Origin of the sequence: Vibrio sp. OPT24 (genome assembly GCF_015163545.1) — a bacterium.
Lineage (GTDB): Bacteria > Pseudomonadota > Gammaproteobacteria > Enterobacterales > Vibrionaceae > Vibrio > Vibrio cyclitrophicus.
In genome coordinates, this window is sequence record NZ_JADDYI010000016.1 from 129,291 (window position 1) to 146,475 (window position 17,185).

Here is a 17,185-nt window from a genome sequence, read left to right on the forward strand (position 1 = left end):
GTTGTCCTTAACCTTCAGCCGCACGGCCACGTTGCGGGAATAGTCCGCGTGGACGTTTTTGAATAAACAGAATGATGAAAACCAGTACTAGGATCTTGGCGAGAACCGCACCAGCCCATGGTTCTAAAATCTTATTAAATAAGCCAAGGCTGAGCCCTGCGACTAGTGTGCCCCATAAGTTGCCAACCCCGCCAAACACCACCACCATGAAAGAATCAATGATGTACGCCTGCCCCATATTTGGGCCAACGTTAGTCAGTTGAGAAAGCGCTACACCCGCAACACCTGCGACGCCAGAGCCTAAACCGAAGGTCATCGCATCAACACGTTCCGATCGAATCCCCATCGCACGAGCCATACCACGGTTTTGAGAAACGGCACGAACCTGAAGGCCTAACGGTGTCTTTTTCAGAACCATCAATAACCCCATAAACACCAAGCCACAGAACAAGATGATGTAAAGACGGTTATAAGTCAGCGATAGCATAGGATTCAATTGAAGCGCACCAGACATCCATTCAGGTGTACTCACTGATCGGTTCAGCGGAGAGAAAATAGAGCGAACGGCTTGCTGCAAGATTAAGCTGATACCAAAGGTGGCGAGCAAGGTCTCTAATGGACGCCCATAAAGGTGACGAATCACGCTTCGCTCAATCGCAATACCCACTAAGCCCGAAACGATGAATGCTGCAGGAATAGAAAGTATTAGCGCTAAACCAATATGATTCGGCATCAGAAGTTGCAATACATAGGTGGTGTAAGCGCCAATCATGATCAGCTCACCATGAGCCATGTTGATAACGCCCATCACACCAAAGGTGATCGCTAAGCCAATGCCCGCTAGTACCAATACCGAACCTAAACTCAAGCCAAAGAATACGGTTTCAACACCTGAGTACAGAGCTTGGCTTTGTTGATAATCGTCCATCGCACGCTCTGTTGCAGCCAAAATGCTTGGTTCTTGCTCACCGTTAAGTAGTTGGTTCAGTGTTTTTAGAACGACTGAATGCTTAAAGTCGCCCACTCGTTCAATCGATGTTACTCGAGCTTCAGTTGTTGCACTGTTATCAAGCGAGGTAAAAATAGCTAATGACAAATCCATTAGTTCAGCGACTTTACCATCGGTCTCATTTTCTCTAAGTTCGGATAAACGATCGATGATAGTGGCATCCTTAGTTCCCAGTAGATCGAGAACCGCTTGATAACGCACATCTGGGTTACTGCTATTTAATCCAATAGAGGCAATTTCACCCCGTAAGATCCCGCGAAGTTTGTTGTTTACGCGCACCTTTTTAAACAGCTTAGCATTGTCGATATTGAGAGTTGATTCATCCCATACAGACTGAGCTGAAGTGGCTGTTTTGGTGTTTTGAATGAGATAGAGCTGTTTATAATGTTCGTTTTTTTTATCATTGAAGTAATAGAGATTGCCGTTTAACCATCCATCTAAAATAGCCTTCGACACGTCTTCCGTTTGTGTCTCAATGATCCAATCGATGGCTAGCTCTTTATCCGATGTTTTTTTACCAACTAGCGCCTTGGTAAAGCTAGCTTCATCCGTTATTCCAGCAAAAGCCAACTGAGCACTGATAGCCATGAGCAACAGCGCCTTAAATACGTTTAATACGTTCTTCATCCCTGCTTCCTTAACCAACAAGTTAGATATTGTTATTTTTTACTTGGTGGATGTTTGGATAGTTGTTGTGACTTGAAACTAATTTGAGCCTTCTCTTTCGTTGCGCCTCCATGCAGAAGCACTCTTCCCTAAAGAGAAGGCTCAATATTCATAGCTAGTAGTTACCGGTAATAGCTAACACCCAGTAACGAAAGCTGATAACCAGTAACTAGTTATCAGCTAAGAGCGAATAACTCTAGTTACCACCAGAACACTTTTTAGTTTCAACGTTGAACGCACCACATGAGAATGGCTTAGACCAACTAGAGAATAGTTTTGCTGATTCAGGTAAGTAGTTAGACCAAGCATCACCTGCAACAAGGCCTGTGGTTTCCCAAACGATGTCAAACTGGCCATCATCTTGAATCTCACCAATCAATACAGGTTTAGTTATGTGGTGGTTTGGTAGCATGGTTGAGTAGCCACCAGATAGGTTTGGAACAGACACACCAATCAATGCATCTTGCACCGCTTCAGCATCGGTTGTGCCCGCATTAGTCACAGCTTGAGCCCACATATTGAAACCAATATAGTGTGCTTCCATCGGGTCATTCGTTACACGTTTGTCACTCTTAATGAATGACTGCCATGTTTCAACGAACTCTTCATTGACTTCGGTATCGACGCTCATGAAATAGTTCCATGCCGCTAAGTGACCCACTAGAGGTTCAGTATCCATGCCCGATAGCTCTTCTTCGCCAACCGAGAATGCAATCACTGGAATGTCTTCAGATGAAACACCTTGAGCACCAAGCTCTTTATAGAAAGGTACGTTTGCATCGCCATTCACAGTAGATACAACGGCGGTTTTCTTACCAGCTTCACCAAACTTCTTGATATCTGAAACAATAGATTGCCAATCAGAATGACCAAACGGTGTGTAGTTGATCATGATGTCTTCTTCTGCGACACCTTTACTTTTTAGGTAGGCCTCTAAGATCTTATTGGTGGTACGTGGATAAACGTAATCGGTACCTGCAAGCACCCAACGTTCCACTTCAAGTTCATCCATTAAGTAATCAACGGCAGGAATCGCTTGTTGGTTTGGCGCAGCGCCGGTGTAGAAAACGTTTTTAGAGGACTCTTCGCCTTCATACTGTACTGGGTAGAAAAGGATGCTGTTTAGCTCTTCAAAAACTGGCAGCATGGATTTACGTGATACCGATGTCCAACCACCAAATACCACATCCACTTTTTCTTTCTCGATAAGCTCACGTGCTTTCTCAGCAAACAACGGCCAGTTTGACGCAGGGTCAACAACTACAGGCTCAAGCTTCTTACCAAGTAAGCCACCTTTTTTGTTTTGCTCGTCGATGAGCATAAGAACGGTATCTTTTAGCGTTGTTTCACTGATCGCCATAGTGCCTGACAATGAATGTAGAACGCCGACTTTAATGGTATCGTCAGCCGCAAGCACTGTTGCAGAAGAAAATGAAAGTGTTGTACACAGTGCAGCTAGCGATAAATTGAACACCTTGTTCATGATTGTTACTCCATAATTGTATTTTTGTTATTCAATTACAGAGTTACAAGAAGAGTGCCAAACTTAAAACATAACCAACAAAGTTTTAAGCCTTTGTATTTAATAGTACTTTAACTAAGTTAACACCAATGCAGTGCATAGCGACAAGGTTACTATGTTTCATGCTGGTGCAGTGACGATAAGATTGAACCAAGATGACACACGCATATTCGCTAAATACAAAAAAGGCCCAATATTTTCATACTAGACCTACAAAAAACACCTCAGATTATCGTCTTGCCATTGAGAGGTAAGACTATTCGGCTTGTTGAAACTCGAATTTCACTCTCGACTTAGATTTAAGCTCGTTACAATCACCATTGCAGAAATAGCTCGCAGCCCCACAAGCTTGAAGCTTCTCTAATTGGCTGCTGCACTCAGGACAAAAGCCCACTTTTGTAAAGTGATCTTGGCAGCTTTCACAGTGGTATTTACCATCCCAGCTAAGTTCTGACTGGCATTTAGGGCAGATATTTTCACTCATAGGAAATCCTAACTTTTTACTTTCAGTACTAATAAGTAATCTACTCTTTCTTCGCCTTGGCTTGCTTGATTTGATACATGCTTTTGTCAGCTGACGCAATCAACTTATCGAGCCCTTTAGGCGACTTTTCACAAGCAATCCCAACACTGACTGAAAACTGAACGCCATTAATATAGAGAGCTTTATCCAACGCTTTTTCTAAGCTGTGATAAAAGTCTGACACTTTTTGTTCGGTATCAAAGCAAGAAAACACTACAAACTCGTCACCGCCGTAACGACCTACCTTGGCACATGCCGTAGTCGCTTCATCGAGAACTTTTGCAACGGCTAACAGAACATCATCGCCAAAGCTATGGCCATACGTATCGTTGATTGACTTGAATTTATCAACATCAACAAACAGGCAGGCCATCACTTTGTCCGCAAAACATCGTTTAACTAAAACCTTCTTAGCTTCACTTAACAGTGCTCGGCGGTTCAAGCAATGCGTCAGCGAATCATGACTGGCAAAAAAGTTGAGTTGATTCTCTAGCTCGTATTTCTCTAGCGCTACTGAATACAAAGAAGCAAGCAGCTCCAAGATCTCGAGTTCAAATTCATGAGGTTCTGAAATGCATCGGCTGTAAATAGCAAATGTACCTAGCACGTGGCCATGCGAAGAGATGATGGGCACCGACCAACAAGCGTGTAAGTTGGCTTGATTGGTCAAGGTTAAGAAAGGCGCCCAATTTGAGTGAGTATTAATATCAGAGACCATAACAGCTTTCTTAAGCGCAGCAGCCTCTCCACAAGAACCAATACCAACGCCAATTCCAATACCTTCTATCTGCTGATTATAAAAATCGGGCAAGTTAGGCGCGCATTCGATGTGTAAAGTGTTCGACTTTGAGTTAAGCAGTAATATTGAGGCCATACGTTGCCCAAAAAGCTGCTCTGTAAGCTGAATGATCTTATGGTTTAAATCCTTACGATCCATTCCAAGTGCAAGCTTTCGAAGCAAACGATTCACTGCTCGGTGGCCTTCTAATAAAAATTGTTGTTCCATTCACTAAAGCTTTCAATTGTGTAGTCGGGTGCAGCCTGTTCTTATGCAAGCTTGCTGTTGGTTAATAATAACACACTAAATAACCACAACACACAATCGAAGATCATAGGTTGATCTTTTGCTTTATCTATTTTGATCAGCGATCTACCCCAAAAAGAATATTTATATCACCACACACCGAAAGCATAAGTTACATGTGCTGCATTTCAATTTTAAATGGTTATTTATTTTGATAATTACATATAAAAACAGGTTAAACAGAATAAGTAATTTCGATCTGTAACCGAAATCATCGAATTACATGCGTTAGCATTTCAATATGTTGCTCATCTAGCTGAGTTAACTTAACCGATAACGCCCCAAGCTCTGAAGTATTATCTATGTGAGTACCACCACACGGAATCGACACTAAAGTATCGCTATCCAATTGCCATTCCCAATAGCGAGAGTCTGTTAATACCTCGCCTTCCAATCTCATTGCCACTGGCGTCGAATCTGCGAGCCAACCTTTAATCATCTGATTGATGTCAGCTTCGATACCATCAAGATTGGTTAGCATATCTGCTACGTTCAAACCACGCTTCTTCAGGGTTTTGCCCAAACGATACTTATCAGTACACAACTCAGGAGTCACAAAGCTAGTCACTTGTGCGTAGCTATTAAAGTCGTAACTGCCGAGCGGATCTTTTCTGTCGGCATCTTTCCGCCAGTAGCTCTCAGCCAATACTTTATTCAACGCTAAGAAAGCAATGTGGCCAGCACTGTGACCTCGGCTCAAACTGGCTTGGTACTCTTTATCAACCGACAACAGCACTTCATCGTTAACATTAATCATAGAAACTAATACAGGTAGCTGGTGGACAACCACAAACGCCCAGCCTTCCGTATCACGCTTAACAGGAATATCGGCTGCGATGTGAAGTTTTCCAGTAGATTGTTCTATTGCACCAACAAGGCAGTCTTCCACAGGATATTGCTCGTCACCAACATTGACGAAGCCTTGGTCTGCTGGGTGATCGGGCCAAATATGACTCACAGGATGAAAAGGCGTCACATCAGTGATCAGGTAAGTTTTACTGCTGTCGCTTTCTACATACAACGCTTTCGCCGTAAGTTGCCACGCTTGATGACAAAATTGAGTAATGGTTGGTGGGATTGCTTCAGCTTGTGTAATCAAATCGCTAGTGGTCATATTGTTCTTCTTTTGAAATCGAGTCTGATTCGTTAAGCCACAGCGAAACAAAAATGTGTCGTTGTGGATTAACGTGAATTTTGCTTAAAAAAATACCCGAGACAGGCTCGGGTATCAAATCTATTGGAAAGGTTTACTTACGACCTTTAACCATGCTCATCATGCGCTTACGTTTACGTTCTTGAGAGATTGTCAGCTTGTTTGTTTTCGCTTCAAATGGGTTCTCGCTGTTCTGGAATTGAATGCGAATAGGTGTACCCATAATCTCTAGTGAACGACGATAGTAGTTCATCAAGAATCGCTTGTATGAATCTGGCAAGTTGCGAACTTGGTTACCGTGGATAACGATAATAGGTGGGTTGTAGCCACCAGCGTGCGCGTATTTCAGTTTCACACGACGCCCACGAACCATAGGCGGTTGGTGATCATCGGTTGCCATTTTCATGATACGAGTTAGCACAGAAGTACCAACACGAGTCGTTGCTGACTTGTAAGCCTCTTGAACAGACTCAAACAAGTGACCAACGCCTGTACCATGAAGTGCAGAAATAAAGTGAATACGTGCGAAATCAACGAAACCTAAACGACGGTCTAATTCTTTCTTAACGCGATCTTTAACGTCGTTATCTAGGCCATCCCATTTGTTTACTGCAATAACAATTGAACGACCCGCGTTCAATGCAAAGCCTAACAAGCTTAGATCTTGATCGGAGATGTTTTCGCGAGCATCGATAAGCAGCAATACAACGTTTGCATCTTCAATCGCTTTCAGTGTTTTAACCACTGAGAACTTCTCAACCGTTTCGTTGATATTTTTACGACGACGAACACCCGCAGTATCAATTAGAACGTATTCACGCTCATCACGCTGCATTGGAATGTAGATAGAGTCGCGGGTTGTGCCCGGCATATCGTAAACAACAACACGTTCTTCACCAAGAATACGGTTAGTTAATGTTGATTTACCTACGTTAGGACGGCCAATGATCGCTAGCTTGATCGGTTGATCTTGAAGGCGCTTGAATTCTTCTTCCGCTTCTTCTTCAGTGAAATCAACTTGCTCTTCTTCTTCGTCTTCAAACTCAGTCAAATCGCTTACTTCGCCATTCTCAGCTTTAAGCGCTTCCGCAAATGGGTTAAGAGCAAGATCAATCAACGCTGTTACACCACGACCGTGCGCAGCAGCGATCTGATACATGTCTTCTACACCTAGTTGCCAGAAGTCAGCACTTGCCGCATCAGGGTCAATACCATCAACCTTGTTTACTACTAGCATTGAAGGCTTTTCTAGTTGACGAAGGTGCTTAGCAATCGCTACGTCTGAAGGTGTTAGACCAGCACGGCCATCTACCATAAATAGAACGACATCAGCTTCATCAATCGCCGCTAGCGACTGTTCAGCCATTTTAGTTTCAACACCTTCTTCGGTACCGTCGATACCACCAGTGTCAATAACAATAAAGTCATGCTCGCTAAAATGAGCATGACCGTATTTACGGTCACGCGTTAAGCCAGGAAAATCCGCAACCAATGCATCACGAGTTCGAGTCAATCGGTTAAATAACGTAGATTTACCTACGTTCGGACGCCCTACTAGAGCAACAACAGGTACCATAACAACCTCTACAATTTCTTCTCTAAATGTAGTTATAGGTAAGCACTTGTTCGCAAGTTTAAACTCTTACCTATAACCACACGGTTTATTAATTTTTAACAACAAAACGGCTCCTGGCTGTTACCAACCAGGAGCCGACTGTGAATTGTATCACGCTTTTATTGGCTAATCGTTAGTTTCTTTACATCGCCATTGCGAGTCGTCACTAAGTAGCCTTCAGGCAATTCAATTGGTGCAACCGCAAAGCCGCTATCATCGACTAACTGTTGAGCAACAAACTCACCAGATGAACGATCTAACCAGTGCAGATAACCTTCGGTGTCACCCACGACAACATATCCATTAATAATAGCAGGTGCTGTCAGTAAGCGGTTTTCTAACAATGGAGTGCTCCAAAGTTCAGTACCACTACGAGCATCAACTGCAACCACATGGTCTTTATCGGTAACCACAAACAAACGACTGCCATCACTCGCGAGATCAATCGCTGACGAATAGTTACGTTTCCAAATTGGCTTGCCAGCTCGAAGATCGATAGCAATCAATTGACCATTGATACCAACGGTATACAAAGTACCACCAAGAACAACTGGAGATGCATCAACATCCACTAAGCGATCAATTTCCGTTGCGCCTTTTGGCGTACCTACTGGCTGTTGCCAAATAAGCTGGCCACGGTCAACAATAGCGGCAGCTAGACGACCATTTGCCGTACCCCAGAAAACACCACCAGAAACAGCAACAGGCGTACTGTCACCACGGAGTGTTAGGCTTGGAACTTCAGTGCTGATTGTCCACTTTTGCTCACCGGTCTCTTGGTCTAGAGCAATCATCATGCCGCGACTAGTATGAACCAGTACCATATTGTTTTCAGTCGCTGGGGATGCAAGCACCTCGCCATTCACTGAAACACGCCATAGCTCTTCACCCGTCGATTCGTCCAACGCGATCATTTCGCCATTCTCAGAACCAACAAATACTTTGCCGTAAGCCGCAGTTAAGCCACCCGATAAACGAGCCAGTACGTCTTTCTCTAGATCGACTTTCCAGAGCTCTTTACCCGTTTCAGGATCAAGCGCTTTAACCAAACCTTCGCGGCTTGCAACAAATACTTTGTCGTACGCCAGTTCTGGCGATAGTTTTGAAAAGTAGTGACCAACACCATCACCAACTGACGTAGACCATTCCTGTTTAGGAGTGAACTCGCTATTTACTGTTGGTACTGGAGCCATAATGACTGTGTCTTCTTCACCCGCACAGCCTGCTAACAGGCCAAGAGCAATCGCACACAACGCCGCTTTGGGAAACATCTTCTTCATTCAAAGCGCCTTATTTAGCTAGGTCGTCAAGTTTGATTTGAAGCGTTTGGCTAGCATCAACAGCTTGCTGTGCTTCTGTGTAAGCACTGTATGCTGCGTCTGTATCGCCTTTACGAAGTGAAATGTCACCACGTAGTTCAGCAACACGGCCTTTCCAGGATTCGTCAGTCATCGCTTCAAGATCAGTCAATGCTGCGTCAAATTCACCTTGCTCAGCTTTGATACGTGCAACACGGTAAGTAAGAAGTGGCGCTAGAGCCGCATCCTTAGTTGCCGATTTTGCCCACTCAAGCTGTTCAAGTGCCGCTGCAAGTTCGCCCGCTTGTACTTGTGCTTTTGCTAGTTGCATAGCAGCAAGAACGGAATACTCAGCGTCTTTATTTGCGTCGATGAAAGCTTGAATGTCAGATTGAGCATCAACGCCCTTAGCATCAAGAGCTGAAATGACAGAGGTGTAGCTTTCTGAAGCAGCTTCACGCGCTTCAAGGACTGAATCTTGGTAATAGCGCCAACCAAATAGACCACCTAAACCAATAACCGCACCAAAGATTACGGCTTTACCGTTCTCTTTCCACCAATCTTTAATGGCTTCAACCTGTTGCTCTTCGCTATCGTAAAGTTCCACTTCCTGTCCTCTTTAATTCTTTAAACGCCAGCATAGTGCTGACGTTAATATTCATTATGAGCGTTTGCTCAATGGCTAATTAGATTAGCGCAGCAACTTTCTCTGCAACTTCCGCTTGAGACACGGTTTCTTGCTCGCCGCCAACCAAATCTTTTAGTACAACGGTATTATCAGCAACTTCGTTCTCACCAAGCACTAGCGCCACAACGGCACCTACTTTGTCAGCACGTTTGAATTGCTTCTTGAAGTTACCACCACCAAAGTGGTTCATCACACGCACGCCTTCTACAGTGTCGCGTAATTGATTCGCTAGTTGCATGCCTGCGATCATAGTGCCTTCGCCAGCCGCAACCATGTAAACATCAACGCTACGGCGAACTTCTGTTAGTTCTAGCGTTTCCATCATCAGAACCAGACGCTCTAGACCCATTGCGAAGCCAACTGCATTGGTTGCTTTTCCGCCCAGTTGCTCAACAAGACCATCGTAACGGCCGCCGCCACATACTGTACCTTGAGCACCAAGGCTGTCTGTGATCCACTCAAATACGGTACGGTTGTAGTAATCTAGGCCGCGTACTAGACGCTCATTAACTTGGTATTCGATACCAACAGCGTCAAGAAGTTCACACAAACCAGCAAAATGTTGCTTCGATTCTTCACCTAGATATTCAGATAGTCGAGGTGCGTCACCTAAGATAGCTTGAACATCAGGGTTCTTAGTATCAAGTACACGTAGAGGGTTAGTGTGCATACGACGTTTACAATCATCATCTAGCACATCAATGTGTTGCTCAAGGAAAGCCACTAACGCAGTGCGGTAGCTTACGCGATCTTCTTGAGAACCGATTGAGTTTAGCTCTAGGCGAACGTGCTTATCGATACCTAGCTCACGCCATAGACGAGCTGTCATCATGATAAGTTCTGCGTCAACGTCTGGACCGTCTAAGCCAAACACTTCAACACCACATTGGTGGAATTGACGGTAACGACCTTTTTGAGGACGCTCGTGGCGGAACATCGGGCCCATGTACCATAGGCGCTGTTCATCACGGTTGATAAGGCTATTTTGAATACATGAACGTACACAACCAGCTGTGCCTTCTGGACGCAGCGTTAGGCTATCGCCATTGCGGTCGTCAAAGGTGTACATCTCTTTAGAAACAACGTCTGTCTCTTCACCAACGGCACGGCTAAATAGGTTTGTTTCTTCAACGATAGGCATACGTACTTCGTTGTAACCGTATGCACTCACCACGTTTTTAACTGCGCTTTCTACTTTCTGCCACAGTGGTGATTGAGTTGGAAGGCAGTCGTTCATGCCTCGAATTGCTTGGATATTTTTAGCCACAGTATTTATTCCGTAATTTCTCACGACCAGGTGTTAGTGCGAATAGACAGTCACACCCCATCGCGTTGTATTAATCTTCTAAGTTTTCTACATCAATGCGATTTGCTTTATCAAGCACTGACGCCTTTGCACGAATCTTAGCTTCAAGTTTGTCGACAAGATCATCGTTGTCGAAGCGCTCTTTCTGACGCTTACCGTCTTCGTAGAAGGCACTTTTACGTGCACTACCGGCTAAACCTAAGTGAGACACTTCAGCTTCACCAGGGCCGTTAACCACACAACCGATGATTGATACGTCCATTGGGGTAATAACGTCTTCTAAGCGCTCTTCAAGGGCGTTAACGGTGTTAATAACATCGAACTCTTGACGAGAACAGCTCGGGCACGCAATGAAGTTGATGCCACGCGAGCGAATGCGCAAAGATTTAAGAATATCAAAGCCAACTTTGATCTCTTCAACAGGATCAGCCGCTAGCGAGATACGCAGCGTGTCACCGATACCTTCAGAAAGAAGCATACCTAGACCCACAGCTGACTTCACAGAGCCAGCACGAGCACCGCCCGCTTCGGTGATACCAAGGTGAAGTGGTTGGTCAATCTGCTTAGCCAGCAAACGGTAAGAGCCGACGGCGAGGAAGACATCAGAAGCCTTAACGCTGACTTTAAATTGATCAAAGTTCAAACGGTCTAGGATATCGACGTGACGCATTGCGGATTCAACAAGCGCTTCGGCTGTCGGTTCTGTGTATTTCTCTTGGATCTCTTTTTCAAGAGAGCCGCCGTTAACACCAATACGAATCGGAATATTCATATCGCGAGCACAATCAACAACGGAGCGGATACGACTTTCATTACCGATGTTACCAGGGTTGATACGCAAACAGTCAACGCCATATTCAGCCACTTTAAGGGCGATACGGTAGTCGAAATGAATATCAGCAACCAAAGGAACAGATACTTGCTGCTTGATTAACTTAAACGCTTCAGCGGCATCCATAGTAGGAACAGATACGCGAACGATATCAGCACCCACTTTTTCCAAAGCTCGAATTTGAGCAACGGTCGCGGCTACATCAGTTGTTCTTGTGTTGGTCATGGATTGCACAGCAATTGGTGCACCATCACCGATCGGCACATCACCCACATAAATACGGGTTGATTTGCGACGAATAATAGGAGATTCGTGTTGCATATTAACTCTAAGGTAAGGTTATTCTAGCTACTTTGCCTGAAGTATACCCAGAAAGGTCGACAGGTTCACTTGCAAATGTCATCGATACGCCTTCAGGCGCACCCAGAATCACTTTATATGGTGCAGCTCCAGAAAGATTTAAGGTCTGGCCTGCTTTTTTGATGCCAGTAGACAACGTTTTACCCGAAGCATCTTTCACTTGGATCCAGCAATCAGCAGAAAACTGCATCACTAGCTCGTTAACCACAGATTCTGGAGCTACCGTTTCTAATTCTGCCGTAACAGAAGCGACGTCTGCAGCTTGTTGTGCTTCTTCCATCTGTTCAACTGGTTCAATAGTTTCTGAAGTTTCAGCTGTATTTGTAGAAGTCAGATCATCAGAGTTTTCAGTAACAAAAGATGTCTCTGTGTTTTGTTCAGCTTCAATCACTTCTAATGACGTTAATTCAGGGTCTAGCGACTCATCGACCATTAGCTCTTCTGAGCTTTCGGTATTAACCAGAGATTGAGACAAGGTGTCTTGCTGTTGGTTCTGCCACCACCACAATGAAGACATGCCTACAATCACCGCGAAAATACTCCAAGTTAGGAACATAATACGGCTATTGTGCTTTTCGGTTTTGGTCTTACGAGAAAAGCTCAGCATTTCTTGTTCTTGATGTTGAGCGTCACCAGAATGATGAAGCGCATTTAAAACCACTTTCTCATCAAGATTAACGTACTTCGCATATGAGCGAATGTAGCCACGCATAAACGTTGCCACTTGGTCAGATTCGAACTGGTTTTCTTCGATTTGTTGAATCAAAGTAACGCGAAGCTTCAAGCGATCAGAGATCTGCTTTTGTGTTAAACCAAGAGATTCACGTTTATTTTTAAGCAGTGTTCCTGCTTCTAAAGTCGGTGCAACTATTTCAGGTGTTTTTGTGTCGTGTTCTGTGTTCATAGAGAGTGAACTTCTAAAGTATTATCGCAGGTTGATGAGAGCATGTTTTTATTGTCGTTTAAGCTCAATCTAGCAACCCACTTTATGTGGAATTTTTCCTGTTACTTAAATCATCAACCCTTAAAGACAAACATCGGTCATACCGTTATGAACGACGCTCTCAGGAAGCTAGTTTATCAAGTAGCCAACCTAAATAGACATATTGATGATCAGTAACAAGCGAGCACTTAAAATTAATTTAAGATTAGTTAATCATAAGCTAATGCCATTACAAGGCAAAAACACTTTAAACAAAATTTACCGTCAGCTCATGGTTTTGTCCAAAATTTGACGAAAAATGTAAGAAAGCATGGGAAAAAAATCTAAAAATTGGAAATTAACTCTCCCAAAAAGCAACAAGCCAGAAGTTAGACTTCTGGCTTGTTTAAATTCCAATCGCGTTTAAACCGCTTTTACTTCAATCACACCACCTGCAATGAGGTTAGCTTCTGAGGCGGCTTTCAGCATTTTGGTACGCTTGGTTCTGTCAATAACATCCCCCACCAATTGGCCACATGCGGCATCAATGTCATCACCACGAGTTTTACGAACCGTTACTGTGTAGTTGTATTCCATCAGCGTTTTTTGGAAGCGATCAATACGAGAATTACTTGGCTTCTTATAAGGTGACCCTGGGTAAGGGTTAAATGGAATCAAGTTAATCTTACATGGCGTATCTTTCATTAGCTCAGCAAGTTCACGAGCATGGTCCATATCGTCATTCACATGATCCAATAGAACGTACTCAACGGTTACTTTACCGCGGTTAGCATTTGAAGAAGCAATGTAACGACGAACAGACGCTAGGAAGTCTTGGATATCCCAACGGTCGTTGATCGGCATGATTTGGCTACGTAGTGCATCGTTTGGTGCATGTAGAGAAATCGCAAGTGCTACGTCGATGTTATCAGTCATTTGGTCAAGGCCAGATACAACACCAGAAGTTGATACCGTTACACGACGCTTAGACAGTGCGAAGCCAAGATCATCAAGCATGATTTCTAATGATGGAATTAGATTCTTCATGTTCAATAGAGGTTCACCCATACCCATCATTACAACGTTAGTAATTGGGCGACGACCTGTTTCTTTCTCTAGACCGATCTCACGAGATGCACGCCAAATTTGACCAACAATCTCTGAAACTTTTAGGTTACGATTAAAGCCTTGTTGAGCTGTTGAACAGAATTTACACTCAAGTGCACAACCAACTTGTGAAGATACACATAGCGTCGCACGGTCACCATCTGGGATGTATACGGTTTCAACGTCTTGGTCGCCAACGCTCATAGCCCATTTAATTGTGCCATCTGTAGAGTGCTGAGCTTCAGAAACAACAGGTGCAACAATCTCACAACGACGTTGAAGTTTCTCACGTAACTTTTTGTTAATGTTGTTCATTTGTTCGAAGTCATCGACACCGAAGTGATAAATCCACTTCATCACTTGCTCTGCTCTAAACGCTTTCTCATTCAGTTCTTCTGTGAAAAATTTACGAAGACCTTTACGATCAAAATCGAGTAGATTGACTTTAGCTGTGGTCATGATGCCTCTCAGTGACGGAACAATAATTAAGGGCGCGAATTGTACAGGCTTTACGCAACTTCAACAAGCACTGTAAAACCCTGTGTTTACTAAGACATTCAAACTTAAATGATTAAAATTTGAACAATTTAATTTATCGGCCTGAGATTAACCAATTTGAAGAAAAGATTACCGATTAAGCTCCTTCGTCGCTCTCGGGAATGACGTGACTAACCCTGACATCTTTACACTTACCTCATCGAGATCAAGAAGCACCAGTACCCGTCATTCCAGAACCGAGGAACGAGGTATCTGGAATCTCTCTTTTAACTGCACCTCTTTTCCCACAATCAACCAGATACAAAAAAGGCCTCACCGAAGTGAAGCCTTTAGAATGATTTGCTGTTGTCTGCTTATTCAGCTGGGCGCGGGCAAATTTCAGATTCTGGGAAGAAGAATTCGATTTCACGAGCTGCTGACTCAGGGCTGTCACTGCCATGTACTGAGTTGTAACGCATGCTGATAGCGTAGTCAGCACGGATAGTGCCGCATGCTGCTTCTTCTGGGTTTGTTTTGCCCATCAATTCGCGGTAACGAGCAATCGCGTTTTCGCCTTCAAGTACTTGAACCATGATAGGACCAGAAGTCATAAACTCTTTAAGAGCCGGGAAGAATTCTTTGCCTTCGTGTTCTGCGTAGAAGCCACTTGCTTGTTCTTCAGTAAGACGAACCATTTTAGCAGCAATAATTTCTAGGCCTGCCTTTTCGATGCGGTGGTAGATTTCACCAACAAGGTTACGCTTAACTGCATCTGGCTTAACAATTGAGAACGTTCTTTCTAGAGCCATAGGGATTCCTTCACTTCATTTTTTTGTTATTAAATACTGAAATTACTGAGATCATTCGATCTTAGTTTCTGAATGAGCGGCATCGAAATACCGCACATTCTTATTATTATTTTGCTTGATCGATAAGAAGGCGAGCGAGCGTACGAACACCCATACCCGTTGCACCAGCCGACCATTTATCACTTGCAGATTTACGGTAAGTACCTGAGCAATCCAGGTGAATCCAACCTTTTTTGTAGTCGTCTACAAAGTAAGAAAGGAATGCAGCAGCGGTACTTGCACCCGGCGTGTAATCTCCTGAACTGATGTTTGAAAGATCAGCAAAGTTTGAAGGCAGCATACCACGGTGGAAATCAGCAAGAGGCAGTGGCCATAGGCCTTCTTTCTCTTGGTTCGCAGCCGTTAGCGCTTGGTGAGACAGTTCATCATCGAAGCTTAATAGTGCATGGTAGTCGTTACCTAGTGCATTTTTCGCTGCGCCAGTTAGCGTTGCGCAATCAATGATCAATTCTGGATTTTGTGCACTTGCGTACATCAAACCATCAGCAAGAACCAAGCGACCTTCAGCGTCAGTATTCATGATCTCAACCGTCTTACCATTTTTGTAGGTAATGATGTCGCCAAGCTTCAATGCACGACCAGAGATCATGTTCTCTGCACAACATAGAATAAGCTTAATACGCTTGTTCAAGCCACGTTCAATTGCAAGACCAAGGCCACCAGTGATGGTTGCAGCGCCGCCCATATCAGCCTTCATTGCTGTCATGAATTGACCTGGCTTGATGCTGTAACCGCCTGAGTCGAAAGTGATACCTTTACCGACTAGACAAGCAAATACAGGTGCATTTTCGTCGCCTGTTGGGTTGAAATCCAATTGAAGCATTGCTGATGTACGCTCAGAGCCACGCCCTACTGCGTAGATGCCTTCCCAACCTTCAGTTAGTAGATCTTTATCTTTAACGATTTTCGCTTTCACTGTGCCTGCTGGCGCCACTGACTTGATGTATTCAGCAGCCATTGTCGCTAATTGACGAGGTGCCACTTCTTCAGCGGTTTTGTTGATAATGTCACGAGTCCAATCAGTAGCACGAATGCGAGCTTCTAGCTCTACTTGATCAGCTTCTGAAAGTGCATCCCATTCCAATGCATTCTTTTTCTTTGGTCCACGGTAGCCTTGGTAGAAAACCCAAACGCTTTCTAGATCCCAACCTTCACCACGAAGTGAAACGAATGCGATACCTTGTCCGTCAAGCGTACGACCAGCACGTTGAACTGCGCCTAAATCGTGACCTTCACCAATGTGAATTGTCGCTCCTGCTTCAGAAAACGATAAAATAGCTCTAGCTCCCCACTGAGGCTGGGCAGCTTCTTGACTTAAAAATACTGACATCTGTGTAGACATGATTTCTCCTTGTCATGAACCACCGTTATTAAGTGGTTCTGATTATTTTTTATTAGCGCACTGATGTTAGCATTATGTAGGAGTAAAATGTCATTTTGATAAAAAAACGGACCATAAGGTCCGCTGTTTTTAGTAAGAATTGTTAACTTGGCTGCGTTTTATATTGGACTGATGCCAACCCACAACCTAATCATTAGACAAGAGGATTAATCCATCTCATCCATCCAGCACAAAATAATAGCCTCTAAGATTTTCTCATTAGAGTTGTTCGGCGCGTCGTCGAACTCTTCAAGGTCTAACACCCACTGATGCAAATCGGTAAAACGAACCGTTTTAGGGTCAGTATCTGGGTACAAATCACATAGTTCAATTGCGATATCTCGCGAATCAATCCACTTCAAGCTCATAACAC

At 43.9% G+C, this 17,185-nt stretch carries 15 protein-coding genes; all 15 read right to left on the minus strand.

All coding sequences use genetic code 11. From position 1 onward, the window contains the following. Window positions 1-7 precede the first annotated feature (7 nt). Complete coding sequence (gene urtB, locus IQO02_RS05380; protein WP_016789118.1) at window positions 8-1,636, minus strand: urea ABC transporter permease subunit UrtB; 1,629 nt, start codon at window positions 1,634-1,636, stop codon at window positions 8-10. A gap of 235 nt (window positions 1,637-1,871) precedes the next feature. Continuing rightward, entirely contained in the window at window positions 1,872-3,158 is a 1,287-nt protein-coding gene (urtA, locus tag IQO02_RS05385; protein ID WP_010440568.1) for an urea ABC transporter substrate-binding protein, read from the minus strand. A gap of 295 nt (window positions 3,159-3,453) precedes the next feature. Continuing rightward, on the minus strand, window positions 3,454-3,681 hold the full coding sequence (locus IQO02_RS05390) for a zinc ribbon domain-containing protein (RefSeq protein ID WP_010440564.1): 228 nt from the start codon (window positions 3,679-3,681) through the stop codon (window positions 3,454-3,456). A 40-nt stretch (window positions 3,682-3,721) separates the two neighbouring features. Next, entirely contained in the window at window positions 3,722-4,726 is a 1,005-nt protein-coding gene (locus IQO02_RS05395; RefSeq protein ID WP_102305943.1) for a sensor domain-containing diguanylate cyclase, read from the minus strand. Window positions 4,727-5,015: 289 nt separating this feature from the next. Then, window positions 5,016-5,918, minus strand: a complete 903-nt coding sequence (locus IQO02_RS05400) for a metal-dependent hydrolase (RefSeq protein WP_016796695.1) — start codon at window positions 5,916-5,918, stop codon at window positions 5,016-5,018. A 133-nt stretch (window positions 5,919-6,051) separates the two neighbouring features. Beyond that, window positions 6,052-7,533 (minus strand): ribosome biogenesis GTPase Der, encoded by a 1,482-nt coding sequence (gene der / locus IQO02_RS05405; protein WP_010440555.1) that lies wholly within the window; start codon window positions 7,531-7,533, stop codon window positions 6,052-6,054. Window positions 7,534-7,691: 158 nt separating this feature from the next. Beyond that, window positions 7,692-8,852: an outer membrane protein assembly factor BamB gene (bamB, locus tag IQO02_RS05410; protein ID WP_010440552.1), complete on the minus strand. Its 1,161-nt coding sequence runs from the start codon at window positions 8,850-8,852 to the stop codon at window positions 7,692-7,694. A 10-nt stretch (window positions 8,853-8,862) separates the two neighbouring features. Then, entirely contained in the window at window positions 8,863-9,477 is a 615-nt protein-coding gene (locus IQO02_RS05415) for a YfgM family protein (protein ID WP_010440549.1), read from the minus strand. A gap of 79 nt (window positions 9,478-9,556) precedes the next feature. Beyond that, window positions 9,557-10,825: a histidine--tRNA ligase gene (hisS, locus tag IQO02_RS05420; protein ID WP_016784836.1), complete on the minus strand. Its 1,269-nt coding sequence runs from the start codon at window positions 10,823-10,825 to the stop codon at window positions 9,557-9,559. 70 nt (window positions 10,826-10,895) lie between these two features. After that, on the minus strand, window positions 10,896-12,017 hold the full coding sequence (gene ispG / locus IQO02_RS05425) for a flavodoxin-dependent (E)-4-hydroxy-3-methylbut-2-enyl-diphosphate synthase (protein ID WP_009848294.1): 1,122 nt from the start codon (window positions 12,015-12,017) through the stop codon (window positions 10,896-10,898). Window positions 12,018-12,024: 7 nt separating this feature from the next. Continuing rightward, window positions 12,025-12,960, minus strand: a complete 936-nt coding sequence (rodZ, locus tag IQO02_RS05430) for a cytoskeleton protein RodZ (protein ID WP_010440538.1) — start codon at window positions 12,958-12,960, stop codon at window positions 12,025-12,027. A 441-nt stretch (window positions 12,961-13,401) separates the two neighbouring features. Beyond that, window positions 13,402-14,544, minus strand: a complete 1,143-nt coding sequence (locus IQO02_RS05435; protein WP_010440536.1) for a bifunctional tRNA (adenosine(37)-C2)-methyltransferase TrmG/ribosomal RNA large subunit methyltransferase RlmN — start codon at window positions 14,542-14,544, stop codon at window positions 13,402-13,404. A gap of 392 nt (window positions 14,545-14,936) precedes the next feature. After that, on the minus strand, window positions 14,937-15,371 hold the full coding sequence (gene ndk / locus IQO02_RS05440; protein WP_010440533.1) for a nucleoside-diphosphate kinase: 435 nt from the start codon (window positions 15,369-15,371) through the stop codon (window positions 14,937-14,939). Window positions 15,372-15,477: 106 nt separating this feature from the next. Beyond that, window positions 15,478-16,773 carry an aminopeptidase PepB gene (pepB, locus tag IQO02_RS05445; RefSeq protein WP_193838512.1) on the minus strand — a complete coding sequence of 432 codons (1,296 nt, stop codon included), beginning with the start codon at window positions 16,771-16,773 and terminating at the stop codon, window positions 15,478-15,480. 206 nt (window positions 16,774-16,979) lie between these two features. Beyond that, window positions 16,980-17,180, minus strand: coding sequence for a Fe-S cluster assembly protein IscX (gene iscX / locus IQO02_RS05450; RefSeq protein ID WP_010440526.1), 201 nt, complete (start codon window positions 17,178-17,180; stop codon window positions 16,980-16,982). Window positions 17,181-17,185: the final 5 nt, after the last annotated feature.